Source organism: Streptomyces sp. NPDC051567, assembly GCF_044454165.1.
In the GTDB taxonomy this organism is placed as follows: domain Bacteria; phylum Actinomycetota; class Actinomycetes; order Streptomycetales; family Streptomycetaceae; genus Streptomyces.
Window position 1 is genome coordinate 15,639 of the sequence record NZ_JBITDK010000041.1, and the last position, 19,384, is coordinate 35,022.

At 70.4% G+C, this 19,384-nt stretch carries 17 protein-coding genes, 3 pseudogenes and 1 CRISPR repeat array; of the genes and pseudogenes, 8 read left to right on the forward strand and 12 right to left on the reverse strand.

Going from position 1 to position 19,384, the window contains the following annotated elements; all coding sequences use genetic code 11:
• Window positions 1–431 precede the first annotated feature (431 nt).
• The 4 genes and pseudogenes from ACIA5F_RS28830 to ACIA5F_RS28845 all read right to left on the reverse strand — a co-directional run.
• Window positions 432–593, reverse strand: a pseudogene (locus ACIA5F_RS28830) (IS630 family transposase); the annotation flags it as partial.
• Between the two features lie 34 nt (window positions 594–627).
• Window positions 628–975 (reverse strand): hemerythrin domain-containing protein, encoded by a 348-nt coding sequence (locus tag ACIA5F_RS28835; RefSeq protein WP_399358000.1) that lies wholly within the window; start codon window positions 973–975, stop codon window positions 628–630.
• Window positions 976–1,558: 583 nt separating this feature from the next.
• Window positions 1,559–2,572 (reverse strand): hypothetical protein, encoded by a 1,014-nt coding sequence (locus tag ACIA5F_RS28840; RefSeq protein ID WP_399358002.1) that lies wholly within the window; start codon window positions 2,570–2,572, stop codon window positions 1,559–1,561.
• Between the two features lie 1,216 nt (window positions 2,573–3,788).
• Window positions 3,789–4,268, reverse strand: a complete 480-nt coding sequence (locus tag ACIA5F_RS28845; RefSeq protein WP_399358004.1) for a transposase — start codon at window positions 4,266–4,268, stop codon at window positions 3,789–3,791.
• A gap of 658 nt (window positions 4,269–4,926) precedes the next feature.
• On the opposite strand from ACIA5F_RS28845, the gene ACIA5F_RS28850 reads away from it, so the two are divergent.
• Entirely contained in the window at window positions 4,927–5,673 is a 747-nt protein-coding gene (locus ACIA5F_RS28850; RefSeq protein WP_399358006.1) for a phosphotransferase family protein, read from the forward strand.
• 448 nt (window positions 5,674–6,121) lie between these two features.
• On the opposite strand, the gene ACIA5F_RS28855 is transcribed toward ACIA5F_RS28850, so the two are convergent.
• Entirely contained in the window at window positions 6,122–6,811 is a 690-nt protein-coding gene (locus ACIA5F_RS28855; RefSeq protein WP_399358008.1) for a nitroreductase, read from the reverse strand.
• 101 nt (window positions 6,812–6,912) lie between these two features.
• Here ACIA5F_RS28855 and ACIA5F_RS28860 point away from each other — a divergent pair, with 101 nt between their 5' ends.
• Window positions 6,913–7,503: a TetR/AcrR family transcriptional regulator gene (locus ACIA5F_RS28860; RefSeq protein WP_399358010.1), complete on the forward strand. Its 591-nt coding sequence runs from the start codon at window positions 6,913–6,915 to the stop codon at window positions 7,501–7,503.
• Between the two features lie 147 nt (window positions 7,504–7,650).
• On the opposite strand, the gene ACIA5F_RS28865 is transcribed toward ACIA5F_RS28860, so the two are convergent.
• Complete coding sequence (locus tag ACIA5F_RS28865; RefSeq protein ID WP_399358012.1) at window positions 7,651–8,676, reverse strand: hypothetical protein; 1,026 nt, start codon at window positions 8,674–8,676, stop codon at window positions 7,651–7,653.
• Window positions 8,677–8,776: 100 nt separating this feature from the next.
• Entirely contained in the window at window positions 8,777–9,712 is a 936-nt protein-coding gene (locus tag ACIA5F_RS28870; protein ID WP_399358014.1) for an oxidoreductase, read from the reverse strand.
• Window positions 9,713–9,822: 110 nt separating this feature from the next.
• On the opposite strand from ACIA5F_RS28870, the gene ACIA5F_RS28875 reads away from it, so the two are divergent.
• The gene (locus ACIA5F_RS28875; protein WP_399358016.1) at window positions 9,823–10,395 is read left to right on the forward strand and encodes a TetR/AcrR family transcriptional regulator; all 573 of its coding nucleotides are present in this window, start codon (window positions 9,823–9,825) and stop codon (window positions 10,393–10,395) included.
• 375 nt (window positions 10,396–10,770) lie between these two features.
• Here ACIA5F_RS28875 and ACIA5F_RS28880 read toward each other — a convergent pair whose 3' ends face one another.
• Window positions 10,771–11,358 (reverse strand): transcriptional regulator, encoded by a 588-nt coding sequence (locus ACIA5F_RS28880; RefSeq protein WP_399358018.1) that lies wholly within the window; start codon window positions 11,356–11,358, stop codon window positions 10,771–10,773.
• A gap of 56 nt (window positions 11,359–11,414) precedes the next feature.
• On the opposite strand from ACIA5F_RS28880, the pseudogene ACIA5F_RS28885 reads away from it, so the two are divergent.
• Window positions 11,415–12,601: pseudogene (locus ACIA5F_RS28885) on the forward strand (IS3 family transposase).
• 141 nt (window positions 12,602–12,742) lie between these two features.
• Here ACIA5F_RS28885 and ACIA5F_RS28890 read toward each other — a convergent pair.
• The gene (locus tag ACIA5F_RS28890; protein ID WP_399358020.1) at window positions 12,743–13,138 is read right to left on the reverse strand and encodes a hypothetical protein; all 396 of its coding nucleotides are present in this window, start codon (window positions 13,136–13,138) and stop codon (window positions 12,743–12,745) included.
• Between the two features lie 269 nt (window positions 13,139–13,407).
• Here ACIA5F_RS28890 and ACIA5F_RS28895 point away from each other — a divergent pair, with 269 nt between their 5' ends.
• Complete coding sequence (locus ACIA5F_RS28895; RefSeq protein ID WP_399358022.1) at window positions 13,408–13,839, forward strand: hypothetical protein; 432 nt, start codon at window positions 13,408–13,410, stop codon at window positions 13,837–13,839.
• Between the two features lie 93 nt (window positions 13,840–13,932).
• Here the strand turns inward: ACIA5F_RS28895 and ACIA5F_RS28900 are convergent, their stop codons facing one another.
• Both ACIA5F_RS28900 and sigJ read right to left on the reverse strand, forming a co-directional pair.
• The gene (locus tag ACIA5F_RS28900) at window positions 13,933–14,145 is read right to left on the reverse strand and encodes a hypothetical protein (RefSeq protein WP_399358024.1); all 213 of its coding nucleotides are present in this window, start codon (window positions 14,143–14,145) and stop codon (window positions 13,933–13,935) included.
• Between the two features lie 899 nt (window positions 14,146–15,044).
• A complete protein-coding gene (gene sigJ / locus ACIA5F_RS28905; protein ID WP_399358026.1) occupies window positions 15,045–15,977 on the reverse strand; it encodes an RNA polymerase sigma factor SigJ in 933 nt (310 codons plus the stop codon).
• 247 nt (window positions 15,978–16,224) lie between these two features.
• Between sigJ and ACIA5F_RS28910 the strand changes: the two genes are divergently transcribed.
• The 3 genes from ACIA5F_RS28910 to ACIA5F_RS28920 all read left to right on the forward strand — a co-directional run bounded on the left by ACIA5F_RS28910 (window position 16,225) and on the right by ACIA5F_RS28920 (window position 17,814).
• Window positions 16,225–16,698 carry a carboxymuconolactone decarboxylase family protein gene (locus tag ACIA5F_RS28910; RefSeq protein ID WP_399358028.1) on the forward strand — a complete coding sequence of 158 codons (474 nt, stop codon included), beginning with the start codon at window positions 16,225–16,227 and terminating at the stop codon, window positions 16,696–16,698.
• A gap of 143 nt (window positions 16,699–16,841) precedes the next feature.
• Window positions 16,842–17,228: a DoxX family protein gene (locus ACIA5F_RS28915; protein ID WP_399358030.1), complete on the forward strand. Its 387-nt coding sequence runs from the start codon at window positions 16,842–16,844 to the stop codon at window positions 17,226–17,228.
• 277 nt (window positions 17,229–17,505) lie between these two features.
• Complete coding sequence (locus ACIA5F_RS28920; RefSeq protein ID WP_399358032.1) at window positions 17,506–17,814, forward strand: hypothetical protein; 309 nt, start codon at window positions 17,506–17,508, stop codon at window positions 17,812–17,814.
• A gap of 177 nt (window positions 17,815–17,991) precedes the next feature.
• Here the strand turns inward: ACIA5F_RS28920 and ACIA5F_RS28925 are convergent.
• Window positions 17,992–18,045: pseudogene (locus ACIA5F_RS28925) on the reverse strand (hypothetical protein); the annotation flags it as partial.
• Window positions 18,046–18,309: 264 nt separating this feature from the next.
• A CRISPR array of direct repeats spans window positions 18,310–19,318; the repeat unit is 28 nt; unit sequence GGAACACCCCCGCGTGGGCGGGGACGAC.
• Window positions 19,319–19,384 lie beyond the last annotated feature (66 nt).

The following is a 19,384-nucleotide window of genomic DNA, read 5'->3' on the forward strand; positions in this document are numbered from 1 at the left end:
GACACCTTGCAGGCGCAGTTCACCGGCTGGCTGGACGAGCTGGGATGGTGTTCTGTGGAGTGGTGTAGGCGATCACGGCTGAGGCGTACGCCTCAGCTGGGCTCTGCTCCCTGCCCGCGGAGCGGGCCACCATGCAACTCTCCCAGGTGCGATGTGCCGGTTCTGCGCCAGTGGGGTGGTGTCAGTGGCGACTTGTCGGGTTGGCGGGTTGGCGGTGGTGTGGGAGGGAGGGGTGGGGTGTCACTGACATGTGGGTGGTGTCGGGCCTGGCTGTCACTTTCATGGGCTGGCGTGTTCCCGGGTGTCTCACTGTCAGGGGAGCGGCGCTTCTGATCCGTGTGGGCCGACCGGGACGAGTGCAGGTTTCCGTCGTTGCCGCGCCGGAACGTGAACCCGTCACTGAGGTTGAACTCGTGATGTCGTGCCGTTGCTCAAGTGGGTCTTACGGTCAGGCCGGTCTCGGCGAGGCAGCCGCCTATGAGGTCGCTGCGGTACTGGATGTGTCGTAGGCCGCGGCGGATGAGGTGTTCGGGGGTGCTGAAGGCGACATTGGAGAGCCAGCCGCGTCGCAGGAGGGACCAGATCCCTTCGAGTAGATGGTCAGTCAGTCCCGGGCTTCGGCGAAGTTCACAGGTCGGCGGCCTTGTGAACGTTGAATTCGATCATGCGTACCAGTTTCTGGTCGAGGCAGGTGATCAGGCCGACGATCAGCTCGTGTTCCTCTTCGAGTCGTTGCAGGATGGGTGACAGGTCCCGGTCAGCGGTGCGAAGCTTCCGGAACATCGCCTCGTCCTCAAGGAGGTGATGGGTGGCGAGCAGTCGGCAGCAGGTCGCGCAGAAGGCACCGAGTGACCAGTAGTTCTGGCGCATCGCCATCCGGTTGAGGAGGGAGCGGGCGGGGCCGGGATAGCCGTGGCCGGCTCTCCCGGTCGACCGTCCCGCACCGGCCCCCCTTGCCGCCAGCGCGCGCCGCACTGCTCGTAGTGGTAACCGCTTCCCCGTAGGCCATGACTCTCCTTCTTCGTGGCGTGGTCCGGCCGTACGGCCGTCCCCACCTGATAACCCGCCCACCCCAGTACCGGGGCAACAACCGGCCCGCCATGGAAGGACCCACAGTTCCGAGACGGGTGGGACAGGTGGGACGAGATCTCTCCCGAACGCGGGGACTTCCCCCGGCCCAGCAACGAGGACCAGGAGCACGCGCTGCTCCTACCCCTTCGTGGCTCCGGCCGCCTCCACCGGCACAAGACCGGAGACGGGCGTGGAGGCGGGTGTGGGACCGGAGACGGGCTCGGGCACGGGGATGGGGGTGCCGACCGGCCACGTCAGCCGCACGTGCCAGGGCCCTGCGTCCAGCTGATCTCGGGCATCGGCCCGACCGACCACGAACGGGGTTTCGCCCGCCAGCTCGACACGTTCCAGAGGCGTCGGCACGGACCCGGGCCGGGGGCCGGGCCGCTGCCGCTGGACAGGCCGAGCGCACAGAGCGCGGTTCGCCCCGGACCCCGGCCCCACTGTGGCGGGGCCGGGGTAGCTGCCAGGGCGCCGGCCCGGGTGGCTACCAGGTGACGATGATGTACCCGTCGCCGGCCTTGGACCCGCCGCCTCCGGCGGCACCGCCGGAGCCGGGGCTCCCGTCGGTCTCGTTGCCGGCGCTGTCCTCGCCGAGGCCGCCGTTGCCTCCGGTCCCTCCGTTTCCGCCGGTGGCGCCGCTTCCGCCGGCCGCGGTTCCGGGGGGCAGGGCTGCGCTGACGGCGGCGGGGATGGAACCCAGGGGGCTGGCGCCACCGGAGCCACCGGAGCCCGCTGCCCCGCCGGAGCCGCCCCTGGCGGTATTGCCGACGTTGTTGGCCGTGCCGCCCGCTCCGGCAGCGCCCGCCCCGCCTGCGGTGCCGACGGTGCCCGCGGTACCTGCGTTGCTCAGGACGGTAGCGGGAACGGGTTCGTCGTAGTCCACATTGCAGGTGCCCGAGACCGCCGCGCCGCCGGAGCCGGGGCTCCCCAGCCCGCCCGGCTCGCCGGCGCCCCCGCCCGAACCGCCGGATCCACCGACCTTGCCGTTCTCCCCGCCCCCACCGGCTCCCCCGCCCCCACCGCCGCCGCCACCGGACCCCTGGTTCCCCTCCGCGGCCCTGATCTGGGTACTGTCGCCGTCGCTGAAGGCCGTGCTCACCGACGGGTTCTGATACGCGGTCCCGCCGTTGCCGCCGCCACCGCCCGCGCGCCCGGCTTGACCGCTGACGAGCAGGCTGCCTTCGGCGCCGCCGCTCCCACCGCCGCCTGCCGGTCCGCCGACCGCCCCGGCCGGGTTGGCGGCGATGCCGACCTTGATCGCGAATTTCTCGCCCGCCGTGGCGGGGACGGTGCACACGACCAGAGTGCCGCTGGCCCCACCTCCGCCGCCCGAGCCCCCGCTGCCGCCCGCCCCGGCCCCGCCGCTGCCGCCGTACTTCGGCGAGGTCGACGCCGCCGTCTTCTCTCCGCCACCGCCACCCCCGCCACCGCCCCCACCACCGGCGCCCCCGCCACCGGCACCACCCGGACCCCACACATAGAACGTCAGCCGTGTCACGCCTTCCGGCACCGTGAAGACTTCGTAGTACGGACCGGGCGCGAAGCCCATCTGGCCGCTCGGCGCAGCCGCCGGCATCACCGGGGAACGGACGGCTCCCAGAGCCGGTGCCGCCCCCGCACAGGCGGTCCCGACGACCGCCATCACCACAGCACACGCCAGCCGCTTGCGACGGCCCGGCGGAACACTCGAAGAGGTACGCATGCACACAGATAGTCACCTGGAGTACCGGCCCGCAACCCCGCCTGCGCCACCCGGCCCACGGAGCGCACCGTCCAACGCGGTCAGACCCGCAGGCACGGCCCACCTCACCATCCCCACCGCGCCCGACCCGCCATGGCGCTCTCAGTTCTCCGCTTCTGGCACACATTCCGTGAGCGATCTTGAGCGTGGGGTCGGGTGCCCTGCGGCACCTGATGCACTGGTCGCCTGACCCGAGCCGTCGGCAGCAGTGCTCACGAAATGCGTGCCAGAAGCGGAGAACTGGAGACACTGTGGCCGCCTTTGCCCTGTCCGGGGTGGGTCAGGGGAAGCCAGGACTGGTCGTGGTGGCAAGCCGTGCTCCGGCGGCGGCCCGCACCTCGGGGATCTCCATCGGGTCCTCGCGCAGCACGGCAGTTCGTTCCATGGTCTGCGGTTGGGGGGTGCTGAGGCGATGCCCAGCAGCCGTGTCCGCTCCTGGCAGTCCCAGAGCGACTCGGTGTACACATCGTCCAGTCCGCTCGGGTCGATCGACCGCCCGCCCGCCGGAGCTGAGGCAGTGAGCGGCGGCCGTCCAAGGTTCCGAGTGAGGGCACGAGCGGGATCAGCCCTGCGGACGGCTCCCGGCCGGCCAGCACGCGCAACGTGTCGACCTTCGTGTTGAACTCCGTGTCGGCAGCGGCCAGCAGGGCGAGCAGCGCCCCGTCGCCGAGCCCGTTCAGGAACGGCCCCGGGGCGAACCGGGGAGCCAGCACCTCGATCCCGAACCGGGCGCACGGCTCGGGAGACCACCGAGGTTCCTCCTCCGCACCGATCCGGGCAACGCGCGACGTCGCCCAGGTCCTCCCACCACTGGGCCGGCCAGCAATCCGCGACCGACTCGGGATCTGGGCCTGTCGCCGCCCCCGGTTGTCGGCCAGCTGGCGGGCGACGAGGAGTAGTGCTCGCGGGCCGCGGACGTACTGGAGCGGCTCGCCCTCGCTGGTTCGGACGAGGTCCGGGAGGGGCTCCGGGCCTACATCCGGGAGGGCGAGTACTCGGTCCGCGTACTGCGGATCAGCCGCGCCTGGCAGAGGAAACGGGTGTCGCACTGGTTGTCCCATGTCCAGTCCCGCCGAATCCCGTCGTACACGTACGCGGCAGTGGTCCGCGGGGGAACGTCGTGCCCGCTCCGCACCCAGCCCCCCGGCCGCGTTGCAGCAGCCCTTCCAGGGTGTCGTGGCGGGCGTAGAACAGGGTCCGGGACGTCTCGTCGTCCGTGCCACCGGTCAGCGACCTGGACGGCCTGGGGCGCCCCGGCGGTGGTGTCTTCGGCGAAGAACGGGGCCCGGTCCCGGCATACGACCTCGATTCCAGGCCGCTGGGACAACCACGCGGCCAGGCTCGGTGCCTCCCGGTCAGGCAGCAGGTCGACCGGGCGGCGGGTCTCGACGTCCACGAGGACGGTGCCGTAGTGGCGGCCCTTGCGGGTGGCGTACTCATCGACGCCGACCACTCTCGGCGCCGGTACTTCTGGCTCGAACAACGCGTCGACCAGCCGTAAGACCGTGCTGCGACCGACCTGTACCCCCGAGGATGCCGGTCAGGCGAGCACCAGCCCGGCCCGCGAGGGCGAGACCTACCGCGGCCGGCGTCGGCCGCAGCCGTTCGGTCCGCTGACCGTGTCGACGCGTCAACCCGGCCATCTGCTCCACGAAGGTCCGCCGCCCGCACGTAGCGTCCTGGCAGGTGAACCGGTGGACCCTCAACCGCAGTACGACACTTCGCCCGGCGCTGGCCACATCAGCAGGGAACCGTAGGCAGGAACCATGAACACGGCTCGACCACGTCTCACACCCCGGGCACACGGCGCCCGCTGCAGTGCTGCAGACGTCAACACGCACTATCGCCATGTTCACGTCCACCGACAGCACCACGACGTCGCCGACGGAGGGCAGCAGCAGCTCCTTCACCCGGAGCGCAAGTTCTTCCACAGCCCCGAACTGTCAGCCGCACCGCACAGGACACCGCTCATTTTCAGGCAACTTCCGGAGCCACCCAATCACCTCCACCCGTCACTCACAGTGCTCGGATCACAGAACCTGAGCCAGAGCCGCAACCCGTGAACAAAGCCACGGCGACGTCGGCGATCACCTCCGGGATACTGGTCGCCTGTGGATGAGGTCAAAGTCGTTGTCGCCCATTCCGAGCGCGCGACCCTGCGCGTCGGCGACGTGTTCCTGAAGGTGGACGCCGATCAGGCGCGCATCGATGTCGAGGTCGAGGCAATGTCCCTCGCGCCGGTCCCGACCCCGGAGGTCCTGTGGCGCAAGCCGCCCGTGCTCGCGATCGCCGCGCTCCCGGGGACGGCGCTCGGGCGCCTCGGCGGGCCGTCGACCGGCTCGTCGGCGGCGTGGGCCGCGGCGGGCGCCGCCATCCGGAAGCTGCACGGCGCGCCGCTGCCGCCCCGGCCCGGCCGGGCCGGCCGGAGCATCGTCGCGCTGGCGGCGGAACTCGACGACGAGTGCGAGTTGCTCGTGACGAACGGCCTCCTGCCCGCCGACCTGGTCACCCACAATCGCCAGGTCGCCGAGGCCGCGCTCCGGCCGTGGACTCCGGCGTTCACGCACGGCGACCTGCAGGTCGCGCACGTCTTCGTCGACGGCGACGAGGTCACGGGCATCATCGACTGGTCCGAGGCGGGCCAGGGTGATGCCCTGTACGACCTCGCCACCTTCACGCTCGGACACGAGGAGCGCCTCGACGACGTCGTCGCCGGCTATGGCACCGACATCGACCTCGACGTGATCCACGCTTGGTGGTCGTTGCGAAGCCTGCTGGCGGTTCGCTGGCTGATCGAGCACGGCTTCGACCCCTTCGCACCGGGCTGCGAGGTCGACGTGCTGAGATCCCGGGTGTGAGGCCGCGCGGGCCCGATGCTACGCATGCGTTCCGACGCGTCGAGCAGGCCATCGGAGAGTCTCGCGCGGCCGAACGGGAACTTCTCGACAGAAGGCACACACTTCTTCTCGCCAGTTGTCCGAACACTGCGCACAGGCCGGTCTCTACCCCAAGCGGTTCACCGTTCCGCGGATCGGCATCTCGGAGGGAGCCACCCCCCGGCAGTGAAGCAAGAGTCAGCACCAGCAGAGCCAGGCAGACACCTGAGAGAGCGTCAGTTCCGGCTGTCAGACGACAAGGCGTACGCCGTCCCACGCGATTCAGGCTCCTCGCAATCGAACATCGAGGTGACGCTCCGCGACGAATCCCCAGGATCTGTGCCAGAACCGAGAAGGGGTGTCGCCCAAGTAGCTGCGGCAGCCCACCGGGGTGCCGCGGTGCCAGGAGTGGTGCGCGCGGGTGAACTGACTAGCGGTGGAAGGTCGTGACTGCTTCGAGCGCAGCCCGCCCGGTCGTGACGTGGTTGACCGGTGCCGCTTCGTCGGCGTGGCCGAAGGAGACGCCGACGAGCAGTTGCCCTTCGCTGACTGCGAGTTCGGTGCGGACCGTGTCGGCATAGAAGCTCAGCAGCCCCTGCGGACAACTCGCCACGCCGTAGGCGGTCATCGCCAGGAGCAGGGTCTGCATGTAGGCACCGACGTCAGCAGCCAGCCGGGGCCCGCCGTCCCCGGTGACGAACAGGAACGCAGCGTGCGGCGCGCCGTAGAAGCGCAGGCTCTCCGCGTCGTAAGCCGCCCGCGCCTTGTGATCGTCAGCACCGATGCCCAGCGCTTCGTACAGCTGGGCACCGAACGCTGCCCGGCGTGCCTGGAGCACCGGTGAGTACATGTCCTCGGGATACGGGAAATCGGCCGAGATGCGCTTCTCGGCGTGGGCCGCCCGCAAGGCGCCGGCCAGACGTTCGCGGGCGGCACCGCTCACTACCTCCACCTGCCAGGGCTGTCCGTTGGAGTTGGATGGCGCGGCGCCGGCCAGCGAGAAGATCGCACGCATCGTGTCCTCGGGGACGGCTTCCGGGCGGAACGCACGGGTCGCGTGACGGCCACGTATCAGCTTCTCCGCGCAGTCACTCAGCTCGGCGGGGGCCAACAGGCTCATGGGGCACTCCTCGACAGCAATCAATGTAAACGCACCTGTTTACATTGCGCGACCGTAGCAGGTGTCATCTCTCGAAGTAAACGCAGCCGTATACTTGATGTATGAGTGCGACGACTACGGAATCTCGGGGGCGGGGGCGTGGCGGACGGGAGCGCATCCTGGCCGCCGCCGCCCAGCTGTTCGCGACCCACGGCATCAACGCGACCGGTATGGAGCAGGTCGCGGAGGCGGCACCCGTGTCCAAGCGCACGCTCTACGCGCATTTCCGGACCAAGAGCGACCTGGTGATCGCCCACCTCCAGGACCTCACCTCGTCGGGGGCCACTCTGGAAGGCGTGCTGACCCGCGAGGACATCCCCCCGCTGGAGCGGATCCTCGGGCTGTTCGAGCCCATGCCGGACACAACACCGGTACGAGGATGCCCCTTCATCGACGCCGCGGCGGAGTTCCCCGATCCCCAGAGCGCGGTCCACTCCTACGCCCGTGAACAGAAAATGCAGATGGTACGGCTGGTCACCACACTGGTGACGGAACTGGGCTGCCGCGAACCCGCCGCACTCGCCGAACAACTGGTCACCCTCGCGGACGGGGCGGCCAGCCGTGCCATGGTGCTCGGCGAAGCGGACTACGGCCGACACGCACGGACGGCAGCAAAGACCCTCCTCGCGCACGCCCTGCCGAACACGGCCTGACCCGCCTGTCGGCCGCCGCGGACCGGCTCACGGAAGCCGCCTGGATCACCAGGCCGGCACCAGGTGCACGTCGGCCGCGATCGGGGCACATCGGCTTCCTCGCGGTGCAATGCGTCGTGCATCGCGCCATGCCCGCGCCGGGTGGGTTCAGGCGGGGGTGCGGACCGGGCCGGTGGCAAGGGCGTTGCGGATCTCGGTGGCCTGGCGGTCGATGGTCTGTGGGCCGTTTCCGGTGATCAGGCGCAGGCCGGGGTGGTGGGCCAGTTTGACGGCGCTGGGGTTGAGGCTGCCTGCGATCTTGAAACCGGCCTCTTTGAGCGCGTCGTCGACGAAGTAGGTGAGGGTGGTCTTCTCGCCGGGGACGGCGACGTATCCGGCCTTGAGGGCGATCTTCTCCCCGTTCTTGGTCGCCACGGTGATGCCGGTGCCGTGGAAGGGGTTGTCGCGGTCGGCCAGGCGGTAGGGGCGGTTCTCGGCGTCGATGCGTTGCGAGGTGGAGGTCAGGGCGACCGGAGCGTGGCAGATGAGGGAGGTGACGGCGCCGTTCTCGCGGGCGAGGTGGAGGGTTTCGCCGATCCAGGGATCGTCGCGGAAATCGACCATGGGGGCGTGGCCGCCCGGCAGGTGGACGAAGTCGAGGCCGGCGAAGTCGAAGGCGTCGCCGGGGTCGCGGTGGCGGCGTACGAGGTCCTGGACGGAGTGGTACGCCTTGGCGGGGAGCGTTTCCATGCGCTTGACCAGTTCGGGACGGAAGGCGGCTGCTTCCGGGTCGGTCCTGGGCAGGATCTCGGAGACCGGGAGCCGTCCCAGGTGGCGTTCCAGCAGCTGGAGTTCCTGCTCGCGGCGCTCCACCAGGTCCGCGTGGCGGCGGCGGAAGGCATCGACGGTGAAGTGTCTGCGACGCTGCTCCAGGCCGGTGCCCACCATGGCGGTGCCGAGCTTCTCGATGGCGTGGAAGGCCAGGCCCATGCCGTTGATGTCGAGCTGGGGGGTGTTGCCGTCGGGGGTGGCGAGGGTGAACTCGTGGGTGTCCTCGAACTCCTTGAGGACCTGGGCGAGCTCGACCAGGAAGAAGCCGGTCGAGACCGAGGGGACGCTCACCGGGGAGGCGAGTGGCAGCTGCCGGGCCGAGGAGATCAGGATCAGCGCGCGGCGCTTGGGGGTGGTGGCCATGATGATGTGTTCCTTCGCTCTCTTGTGCGGTGTCCCGGCAGGCGGCAGGCGGTGCGGGTGGTCGGGGGCGGTGCGGTGTGATCAGAAGCCGCGTGCCGGTTCAGAAGGGGTAGGTGACGCCGGTCAGCTGCTCGGAGGTGCGCCACAGCCGTTCCTGTGCGGCGCGGTCGTGCGAGCGCGGGCTGGAGTCGGTGAGCGTGGGGTGGCCGGTCATGCCCGCGCGGCCGTCGGGCCCGTAGAACGCGCCGGCGGGCGCGTGGGGGTCGGTGGCGGCGCGCAGGGTGGGCAGCGCGCCCATGGCCGCGGGCTGCACCATCAGCCCGGTGGCGCTCAGGACGCGGGCGGCCAGCCGGAGTGGCACGGGTGCCTCGCGGGCCAGTTCGGTGTTCGCCCCGCCGGGGTGGGCCGCCGTCGAGAGGGTGCCGTGACCGGCGCCGGTCAGGCGGCGCTGGAGTTCGTAGGTGAACATCAGGTTCGCGAGTTTGGACTGCCGGTAGGCGGGCCACTGGCGGTAGCGGCGCTCGGACTGCAGATCGTCGAAATCGATCCGGCCCCGGCGGTGCGCGGCGCTGGAGACCGTCACGACCCGGGCGCCGGGCGTCCGGGTGATCCGGTCGGCGAGCAGGCCGGTCAGGGCGAAGTGGCCGAGGTGGTTGACAGCCAGGTTCTGTTCGAAGCCGTCGGCCGAGGTCCGGTAGGGGATGAACATCACGCCCGCGTTGTTGATCAGCAGATCGAGCCGGTCGTACCGCTCGCGCAGCTCGGCGGCGGCCTCGCGCACCGAGGCCAGCGACGACAGGTCCAGACGCACCGTGTCCACCCGCGCCCCGGGTGCCAGGTCGGTGATGCGCCGCGCCGCGGCGTCGGCCTTGGCGAGGTCCCGGCAGGCCAGAACGGTGAGTGCGCCGTGCCGGGCCAGGACCTGCGCGGTCTCCAGGCCCAGGCCGGTGTTGCCGCCGGTGACCACGGCGACCCTGCCGTGCTGGTCCGGCACGGCGTCCGCCGTCCAGCGTCCGGTCGTCATGGTCTTGCTCATGGTCGGGTCCTCCGTGGCCGCTAAACTAAAGATGAACTGTGGTTCACCATTTATCATGAACCTCAGTTCATCTTTTTGCAAGCGCACGCCTGACCACCCCGGAGCACTTCATGACCTCGCCCCGACGTCCCCGCGCTGACGCGGTCCGCAACCGGAAGAAGATCCTCGAAGCCGCCCGCGAGCTGATCGACGCACACGGTCCCGGCATCGGCATGGACGAGATCGCCGCCGCCGCCGGAGTAGCGGTGGGCACCCTGTACCGGCACTTCCCCGCCAAGACCGACCTCGTGGCCGCCGTCGTCGCCGACTGGCTGAACCGCGTGGCCGACGACGCCGAGGCCGCCGCGGCACGCACCGCCGCCGGGTCCCGCGCACTGGACGAGATCGCCGCCTTCCTCGGCCGCCTCCTGGAAACCGTCGCCGGCGACCTGGCCGTGAAAGCCGCCGCCCGCGCCATCGGCGCGGACACCAGCACCGACGCCGACACCGCCATCAAGCGCACCGCCACCGCACTGACCGCACTCGTCCGGGCCGGACAGGCCGAAGGAGACGTACACCCGGACGTCACACTCGCCGACTTCCGCCTGCTCCTGGACAACGCCCCCACCGACCGGACACCCCAGGCCGGCGCCCGCTGGCTCACCCTCGTCCTGCCCGGCCTCACCACCCACGGCCGCCCCTGACCGCGGCCACGCCCCCACCACCCCACGAAAGACGCCCCCGCACCGCGCTACCGGCCGGAACCACCAGCCCGGCCGGCACACGCCTCCGCACCCGCGGCGCCATCACCACACCGCCACACCGCCAACACCCATAACCGGACCCTTCGACACAGAAGTCCGGAATCGACAGACGGAACGTGGCTCCCGAGGAAGACAGAGCACGTGGCCGAGGAGCGCGAGTCCACCACCGGCCCACCGCTGTCCAGACCCTGAACTGCTGATGCGCTCCCGGACGGGCGAGATTCAGCGCAGGAGCCGGAGAGGGCGGTGCTCAGGGCAGAACCCCAGAAGCTTCCCGGTGATGTGTATCCGGGAGGGGTCTGGGGTTGTGTGCTTCTACGCGGCGAAGCCGACGTTGGTGACGTACTCGTAGCTGCCCCAGTCCGAGCCGAGATCGCCGATCACGTCACCCCAGGCGGCTTCCAGGCCGGTGTGGTCGCCAGCCGCCCACGCTCCGACGAGCCGGTCCCAGCGGCGGACGTTCAACTCCCGGTGCGGCAGGACGCGTTTGTGGCGCTGGGGGACCTGGGACTGGTCGAGCGGGTGGACCTCGATACGGGTACCACGGCCGTCACGGTTGAGGCGTTTGAGGAGATGCGCTGCCACGTTCCGCCTGCGCACGGCCCGGTAGGCGCGTCCGATCTTCTCCAGGCTCGCCCGGGAGGGCTGCTGCTTGCCCTCGCGCCAGGCTTTGAGGATACGGTCGGTGACCGTGAGACCGGCGGCCTTCGCCGCCTGGCGGGCGTGGCCGGCCCTGGTGAGGTAGTTCAGGCGAGCCGTCCAGCCGCGCTGGGAAGTGACGGGGATGGCGATGCCTCCGGCGAGCTTGTCGAGCTGGTCGGCGACCGCGTCACCGCCCTTGATGCCGCAGGCTCCGAACAGGCCGAAGTCGATGTTCTTCCCGGGCGAAGGGGTCTGCCGCACGATCGGGTGACATCTGATCTGGCCTGCCCTGTGGGGTGGGTGGGAAGGATGTCGCTGTGCCCAAGCCTTATCCGGAAGAGTTCCGCCAGGACGTCGTGCGGGTCGCGAGGAACCGCGGCCCGGGCGTGACGGTCGAGCAGGTGGCCGCCGACTTCGGAGCCCACGCGATGACGCTGTTGGAAGTGGATGCGCCGGGCGGACATCGACGACGGGACCAAGCCCGGAACCTCCAGCCAGGAGAGCGCGGAGCTGCGCGAAGCGCGTCGGCGCATCAAGCTGCTGGAGCAGGAGAACGAGGTCCTGCGCCGGGCCGCAGCCTACCTGTCCCAGGCGAACCTCCCGGGAAAAGGATCTATCCGCTCGTGAAAGAGCTGCCACGGACGGCATTCCCGTGACGGTCACGTGCCGGGTCCTCAAGCTCGCCAGAGTGCCCTACTACCGGTGGCTGGAGCGGCCGGTGACCGATGCCGAGGCCGAGCGGGCCGCTCGCGCGAACGCGTTGTTCGACGCCCACCGGGAGGACCCGGAGTTCGGCTACCGTTTCCTGGCCGACGAGGCCCGCAGCGCGGGATCCGCCATGGCCGACCGGACCGCGTGGCGGATCTGCCGGGACAACCGCTGGTGGAGCGTGTTCGGCAAGAAGCGTGGCAGGAACAAGAAGGCCGGCCCACCGGTGCACGACGATCTTGTTCGCCGCGACTTCACCGCGACCGGCCCGAACCGGCTGTGGCTCACCGACATCACCGAACACACCACCGGCGAGGGGAAGCTGTATCTCTGCGCGATCAAGGACGCCTTCAGCAAGCGGATCGTGGGCCACTCCATCGACACGCGCATGAAGTCCCGCCTGGCCGTCACCGCCCTGGACAACGCCGTGGACAACGCCGTGGACAACGCCGTGGCCCGGCGCGAGCACGTCGCCGGATGCATCCTGCACAGCGACCGCGGATCGCAGTTCCGGTCCCGGAAATTCGTCCGGGCGCTCGACCGGCACCGGATGGCCGGATCGACAGGAAGAGCCGGGGCTGCCGGTGACAACACGGCCATGGAGTCCTTCTTCAGCCTGCTGCAGAAGAACGTCCTCGACCGCCGGACGTGGGCCACCCGCCAGGAACTGCGGATCGCGATCGTCACCTGGATCGAGAGGACCTACCACCGCCGCCGCAGGCAAGCCTCGCTCGGCAGGCTGACCCCCATCGAATTCGAGACCGTCATGACGACACCGGCCCTTCAGGCCGCGTGACCGAACCTGTCACCCGAACCTGCATCTGACCCAACCGCCGCAGGCAGCGCGCCGCGTGAACCTTCGCCGAAGCGGTGGCCCGCTGTCACGTCGGGCTCGGATGTCCTCTGCCACATGAGCTTGACCGTGTGAGATGCGGGCTCAGCAGTACGTCTCGATGAAGAGGAGAACGCGGCCGTCGTCCGCGGTGAACTCGTACGCCTCATGGACCGGCAGGTCGGCGGCGCCGGACCGGGCCCGCGCTTCAAGCCAGGCCGCCGGGCGTTCAGCGTCCGCAAGGAAACGGGGAAGCCACCACTCGGCCTGGTCGTCGTAGTACTCGCCCATCGACATCACGTCGGCGTCGGCTGCGAGCCGCTTGGCCCGGCGAGGGTCCAGAGGCCCCCGGGCGAGTCGCCAGTAGCAGCCGTCGGCGTCAGTGAAGCCGCGGGCCGTCACCGGCGGGAGGACGTACCGGCCACCCGATTCCTCCACCGGTGGTGGCATAGCCGCCACCATCTCGGCGAGGGTCACGGCGCGCTCTCGTTTCTTCGACACCCGCACAGGATGCCAGGACCGATCCCACCAGTCGGCGGTCAAGGCCGCTTGGCAAACAGCCAAGATCGACCGGCAGAGGACAGCAGTCGCTGGTCTCCACGGCCGGCCCGTGGGACCAACGGCGGCGCGGTCGCGTCACCGCTTCGAGTGGCGCGTTCTTCGCCGGTCCTGGGTGCCTTGCCCGGAAGCGCGCCTCCCCGTGGTCTGCGTCGGCCATACCGGAGCGGAGCCGATCACCTTGTCCGCCGTTGCAGAAAGCCCACTGCCTCATGACCGACGCCGCGAACACCCCTTCCACCACCCGTACCGCCCGTGTAATCACGATCGTCGCCGTCGTCGCCGTCGTCACCGGCGTCGCCTTCACCGGCGTATGGACCTTCATCTCTGTCTCCCAGCTCATGGACTTCATCGACGACCGGGACATCACCGCCCCGCTGTTCCTGGCCATCGCGGTCGTTGCCGGTCCCGCCCTGTTCTGGGCCTTCATCGGTCTCGGCTTCGGCATGAGCGGGCTGGGCTGGGCTGCCGGGCTCGCCAGCACCGGCATCCTCGTCAGCCTCACCTACGGGTCCCTTGCCGCCGCTTCCGACGGCCACGGCTTCACCTACTGGCTGTTCCTCACCCTGATCGTCGCCTGCAACGTCGCCGCCTTCTGCGTGACTCCCTACGCCCTCGTCCGCGGCACCATCGGGCGCCGTTGACCCGCCGCGTACCCGTCGGCCCCCAGGACGGACGAAGTGGCCGGAAGCCCGGACCACCCCCGCCCGGCGCTGACACGCTCGACACCGTTATGGTCACCGAGTACCGACGGAGGACATGTTGAGCCAGCCGGAGCAGCCCTGGCAGCCGGGCCCGAACGATCTGCCCTTCACCACCCACCTGATCAACCCGCACGGCGACCGGCACCTCGGATTCAACGACGTGAGGGTGGTGATCCGGGCCTTGAGCTGCTCGGTGTCATCGGGGCCGCCGATGCCCGCCTCGCGCCAGACCTGCTCGCCGAGCACTTCGCCCAGCCGTGCTTCGAGGTGACGGACCTCGGCAGCGAGGCGGGCGGAGCAGGCGTTGGCGGCCGCGAGGTCGGCCTTGAGCGAGGCCCGGCTGACTCGCTGCCCGGTCTCACCCCGTGCGAGGCCGTATCACCCCGGCCGGGCATATACCGAGCAACCGCGAGCTGCTCTGCTCGTTGCGGGAGCATGACGACCTTCCCCGACCCGATCCCCAGGCGCCGTGTGCCGGCCGCTGTGCTGGCGTCCCCCGGCTATCACGCGGGCATCGACCACGCCACCCCCGGGGCCGGGCGCCCTGCGTGGGCGGGGCCGCCGGAGTCTGCGGACGGAGGTCGGTACGCGCGTCGCGCCCCGGGCACATCGCGGCGGCGGCCCGGATCTCGGTGGAGACGAACTGTGCCGTGACCCGGCCGCTGGTCCCCTCGTAGAAGCGGGCGGTGACCCCCCAGCGGCTGAGCTGGCCCCGGGCGGAGGCGGGCTTGACGCCGAGGCGGGCGGCGTGGTCGACGAGATATGCGCGGTAGCCCCGGTCCACCACCCGCGTGAGCGAGGATGGACAGTCGGCTGGCAACGCCACTGCACGGCCCTGCGCACCGTCCTGGACGCCGGGACCGCCCTGGATGTCGGTGGCCAGTTCAGATTCCCCACTGGCGGCCACCTGCCGGGGAGATATCTGGCCGCGAATGTCGCGGTGCGTGACGGGTGGCCGAGCTACCCAATGCCATCAGCGCCGCCGGCATAGGTATCCGGCCCGCTGCCGTCAACCGCCCTCTGACACCGTGGGGGAAGCCCGCGAGGCGTAACCATCCGTACAGGGGTGAGCCCTCCGGTGTCCCCCTGACCTCCCCGGAAGTCGTCATCCCCCATGGAGCCGTTGTCGGCGAGGTGAAGATCGATCACTTCTCCGGCAGCCTCGCGACATCGGACACCGGTCCGATGTGGCCGAGCTTGTCGGGGTTGGACACGGAGCGGATCGCCCGGATCACGCCGTCAGCGGTGTCGAGTTCGACCACGCTGACCACACGCCCTTCGGCGTCATGCATCACGGCTCCCGGCCGGCCGTTGACCCAGGCGGGCCGGGAGGAGATGCCGAGCATCCGGACCCGGCGGAACCCGCCGACGAGCAGCTGTGCGACGCGGCGCGGGTCGGTCAGCGCCATCCTGATCGCCCGTGCCTTGCCGCCGCCGTCCCCGTGGAACACCACGTCGGGTGCGAGCATGTTGAGCAGCGCGTCCATGTCGCCGCCCCCGCATGCCTCGAAGAACCTGCGGGCGAGCTCCTCGCCCTCCGCCCGCCGCGCCGGGGGCGGCACGGTGCCGGCCGGCTGCCCTCCGGGGGCGATGCGCTTTCTGGCGCGGGCGAAGATCTGCCGGCAGTTCGCCTCGGACTTGCCGGTGATCCTCGCCACGTCCGGGTAGCCGTACCCGAAAGCCTCGCGCAGCATGAACACCGCCCGCTCCACCGGGGAGAGGGCCTCCAGCAGCACGAGGAACGCCATCGACAGCGAGTCGGCCAGCTCGGCGTGCTCGGCCGGTCCCGGCCGGTCGGCGGAGACGACGACCGGCTCGGGCAGCCAGTCGCCCACGTAGGTCTCCCGCCGTACTCGCGCCGAACGCAAGTGGTTGATTCCCAGCCGCGTGACCGTCGTGGCGAGGTACGCCTTCAGGTCGGCGATCGCGGTTCCCGCCTGATGCGCCCGGGTCAGGCCGAGGAAGGCGTCCTGGACGATGTCCTCGGCGTCGCCGACGGATCCGGTCATCCCATAGGCGATGGAGAACAGCAGCGGCCGGTAACCGGCCGCGTCCGCCGCACCTGCTGATCCCGGCATGGAACCCCTCTCTCCGGCCTACGTACCGCGGCTTCCGGCCGAGCTCCGTCCTCACCAGCTCATCCGAAGATCTGAAGATCCGCACGGTGCCCAGCAGGTTAGCCGAGGCGCGAGCCCGCCCGTGCCGCGGCCGTCAGAAGGTTGCCGGCGCCCCGACAGGGAGACGCGCATCACATTCATTTCTGTCACAGCCTGCTGGGGTGCCCTGTCCTAGAGGGCGACAACGGACAACGGCAAGGAGTGCACGATGGAAGCCCGGTTGAACGTCTTCGCCAATCCGGTCACGGCCAGGTTCGGCAAGCACCTCGTCACGGCGGGCAAGGTCCTTGCGGACTCGACTCTGCCGGTCGCGACGCAGGAACTGGTGAAGCTTCGCGCCAGTCAGATCAACGGCTGCGGATTCTGCGTCGACATGCACACCAAGGATGCCGCGCACGCCGGGGAGACCTCGACGCGCGTCAATCTGGTCGCCGCCTGGCGGGAGGCCACGGTGTTCACCGATGCCGAGCGCGCCGCCCTGGAGCTGGCGGAGCAGGGCACTCGCATCGCCGACGCGGCGGGCGGGGTAACGGACGAAGCCTGGGCGGACGCCGCCAAGTACTACGACGAGGAGCAGCTCGCGGCCCTGGTGTGCACCATCGCCCTCATCAACGCCTTCAACCGCGGGAACGTCATGGTCCGTCAGCCCGCCGGCGACTACCAGCCCGGTCGGCACGGATAGCCAGGAGATCTTCCGCTCCCTCCCTTCGCCATGAGTCAGGCACCCCGACATCTCGCGCCGCGGTGCGAGATGTCGGGGCGTCACCCGATCGCCACGCCGCCCGCACCACCGGAGACCGGCGCACCCCTGCAAGGAGAAAGTTCATGAACCTCGCTCTATGGATCGTCGCCGGGCTGCTTGCCGCTGCCTACCTGCTCGGCGGCGGCTACAAGGTGATCACGCCGAAGGGGAAGATCACCGCCGCTGGGCCCAGTGCGAGATGGGTCGAAGACTTCAGTGCCGGCGGTGTGAAGGCCATCGGGGCGCTTGAGGTCCTGGCCGCGGTGGGTCTGATCCTGCCCGCCGTGCTCGACATCGCGCCGGTACTGGTGCCGCTGGCGGCCCTCGGCCTGGTGACCCTCATGGTCGGCGCGGCAGCCACACGAATCCGGCGACACGAGACCAAGCTCATGGTGGTGGACCTGGTCTATACCGTCCTGGCAGGTTTCGTGGCGTGGGGCCGCTTCGGCCCCGAGTCCTTCACCGGCTGACCGGGGCGGAGCCCGGCTACACCCCGATGCGTACACGCTGAAGCGGACAGGGGCGTAGGGAAACCGGGAACGGCACGCGAAGCACAGCTTGTGAACCCTCACCGCCAGGCTGAGGACGCGGGTGTCGGCCCGAGCTCGCAGGCGCTGACCGCGATCGCGGTATGCGCCTCATCCCCCACCGGCCCGCACCCGACAACTGGACCCACCCCCGCCCCACCACCCGGTAGCCTTCGCGCCGGTCGCCGGCCATGACCGGACACCCCCGCCAGGAGGAGACATGCACAACAACCCCTCCCCCGTCCCGGCCTGCGACTTCTGCGGACGCCAGGGAGCCATCGCCTTCTACGACACCACCGAGTTCTTCGTCCCCACCAAGGCGTACGACTGGGCGTCCGGTAACCGCTTCTACGCCTGCCCCACCTGCCGCACCCTGGTCGACGCCCTCGACCGGAACGGGCTGGCCACCTACGCCGAACTCGGCCCCCACGGCATCCACGGCATCCAGGTCATCACCGCATTCCGCGACCACCACACCCCCGGCGCAACCACCTTCACCCCCGGCACCCACCCCGAACACCACCGGTGAACAGACCCATGACCACACGCCGCCCACTCGGACACGGACCAGCCCCCACAGCGACGACCAGACGGTGTACACCGCCCGCAGCCGTACCGCCGCCGAACGGGCCGCCGACGAGCGGGCCCCCGAGCAGCCGGGGTCGTCCAGCTCCATGACCATCGCGTACTTGAAGTCGATGCGGCAGCGGACCGCCTCGGCGGCCTGCCGGTCCGACAGACCGAGCAGGAACTGCAGCACACAGACAGTGGCCGGCTACGCGGGCGAGAGACCCGGGCACCCGTCACGCGGATACCAGTCGGCGAAGTCCTCGTCGCACCACAACCCGTCCAGACGCTCTCTCACCCACATCGCCGTCGTACCGCTCGGATTGCTCGCCCGCGCGACCTGCGCAGTCAGAGACGGGACTCGCTCACCGGAACGGGGACAGACGGACAATGGGCACCTCGACAACGGCATCGGCCTTCGGAACAGCCCGGACCGGGTGCCCGAGGAGGCCCTTCCCGGAACACCCCCGCGTGGGCGGGGACGACCAGATACGCATCGACGTGCCCACCCACATGCGCGGAACACCCCCGCGTGGGCGGGGACGACCAGGGCGATCAGGTCGGGGTAGACGCCGTCGACCGGAACACCCCCGCGTGGGCGGGGACGACTCCGCGGACAGGTCCGCATCGAGCTTGAGCCACGGAACACCCCCGCGTGGGCGGGGACGACCTACCAGCAGATCCAGGCGGCCGGGCACCCCGCCGGAACACCCCCGCGTGGACGGGGACGACAAGGGGACCAGCGTCCGCCACTCCCGGTTGCCCGGAACACCCCCGCGTGGGCGGGGACGACCTGCATCACGGAGACCGCGACAGCCAGGGTCTCGGAACACCCCCGCGTGGGCGGGGACGACCCTACCGGCCCGGGATTCGGGCCCCTGGGCCGGGGAACACCCCCGCGTGGGCGGGGACGACCCGGCCCTGCTGGGGATCGGCGCCGGGTACACCGGAACACCCCCGCGTGGGCGGGGACGACGCGCGGTGTGGGCGCTGGGCGGCGACGGCCTGCGGAACACCCCCGCGTGGGCGGGGACGACCTTCTCGCAGCAGACCACCGACACCGTCACCCGCGGAACACCCCCGCGTGGGCGGGGACGACGTCGGAGGGGATGACCTCGTAGTGCGAGCCGCTCGGAACACCCCCGCGTGGGCGGGGACGACTCGGCCGCTCGACCTTCCTCCGCTGGATGCGCCGGAACACCCCCGCGTGGGCGGGGACGACCCTCGAATCCGAAGGCGGCGTCGGCGAACCCTCGGAACACCCCCGCGTGGGCGGGGACGACACAGCCGGACACGGCAAAGGGCGTCCGCAGCCAGGAACACCCCCGCGTGGGCGGGGACGACCGCGCGAAGCTGCGCGCGGAGGGCGCCAGTTTCGGAACACCCCCGCGTGGGCGGGGACGACCGGCGCCATGCTGGTGGCGGGGGCGCTCACCGCGGAACACCCCCGCGTGGGCGGGGACGACACTTCCTGACCTGGGGTGTTGTTACGGGATCATGCCGTTTTCCTTTACCTGTTTCAGGGCAGCTCC

Coding starts and splice junctions, on each gene's coding strand:
- ACIA5F_RS28855 (WP_399358008.1), bottom strand. CDS start 6,811: ATGAGCCTGTTGGCCCCCGCCGAGCTGAGTGACTGCGCGGAGAAGCTG.
- ACIA5F_RS28860 (WP_399358010.1), top strand. CDS start 6,913: ATGAGTGCGACGACTACGGAATCTCGGGGGCGGGGGCGTGGCGGACGG.
- ACIA5F_RS28865 (WP_399358012.1), bottom strand. CDS start 8,676: ATGGCCACCACCCCCAAGCGCCGCGCGCTGATCCTGATCTCCTCGGCC.
- ACIA5F_RS28870 (WP_399358014.1), bottom strand. CDS start 9,712: ATGAGCAAGACCATGACGACCGGACGCTGGACGGCGGACGCCGTGCCG.
- ACIA5F_RS28875 (WP_399358016.1), top strand. CDS start 9,823: ATGACCTCGCCCCGACGTCCCCGCGCTGACGCGGTCCGCAACCGGAAG.
- ACIA5F_RS28895 (WP_399358022.1), top strand. CDS start 13,408: ATGACCGACGCCGCGAACACCCCTTCCACCACCCGTACCGCCCGTGTA.
- sigJ (WP_399358026.1), bottom strand. CDS start 15,977: ATGCCGGGATCAGCAGGTGCGGCGGACGCGGCCGGTTACCGGCCGCTG.
- ACIA5F_RS28910 (WP_399358028.1), top strand. CDS start 16,225: ATGGAAGCCCGGTTGAACGTCTTCGCCAATCCGGTCACGGCCAGGTTC.
- ACIA5F_RS28915 (WP_399358030.1), top strand. CDS start 16,842: ATGAACCTCGCTCTATGGATCGTCGCCGGGCTGCTTGCCGCTGCCTAC.
- ACIA5F_RS28920 (WP_399358032.1), top strand. CDS start 17,506: ATGCACAACAACCCCTCCCCCGTCCCGGCCTGCGACTTCTGCGGACGC.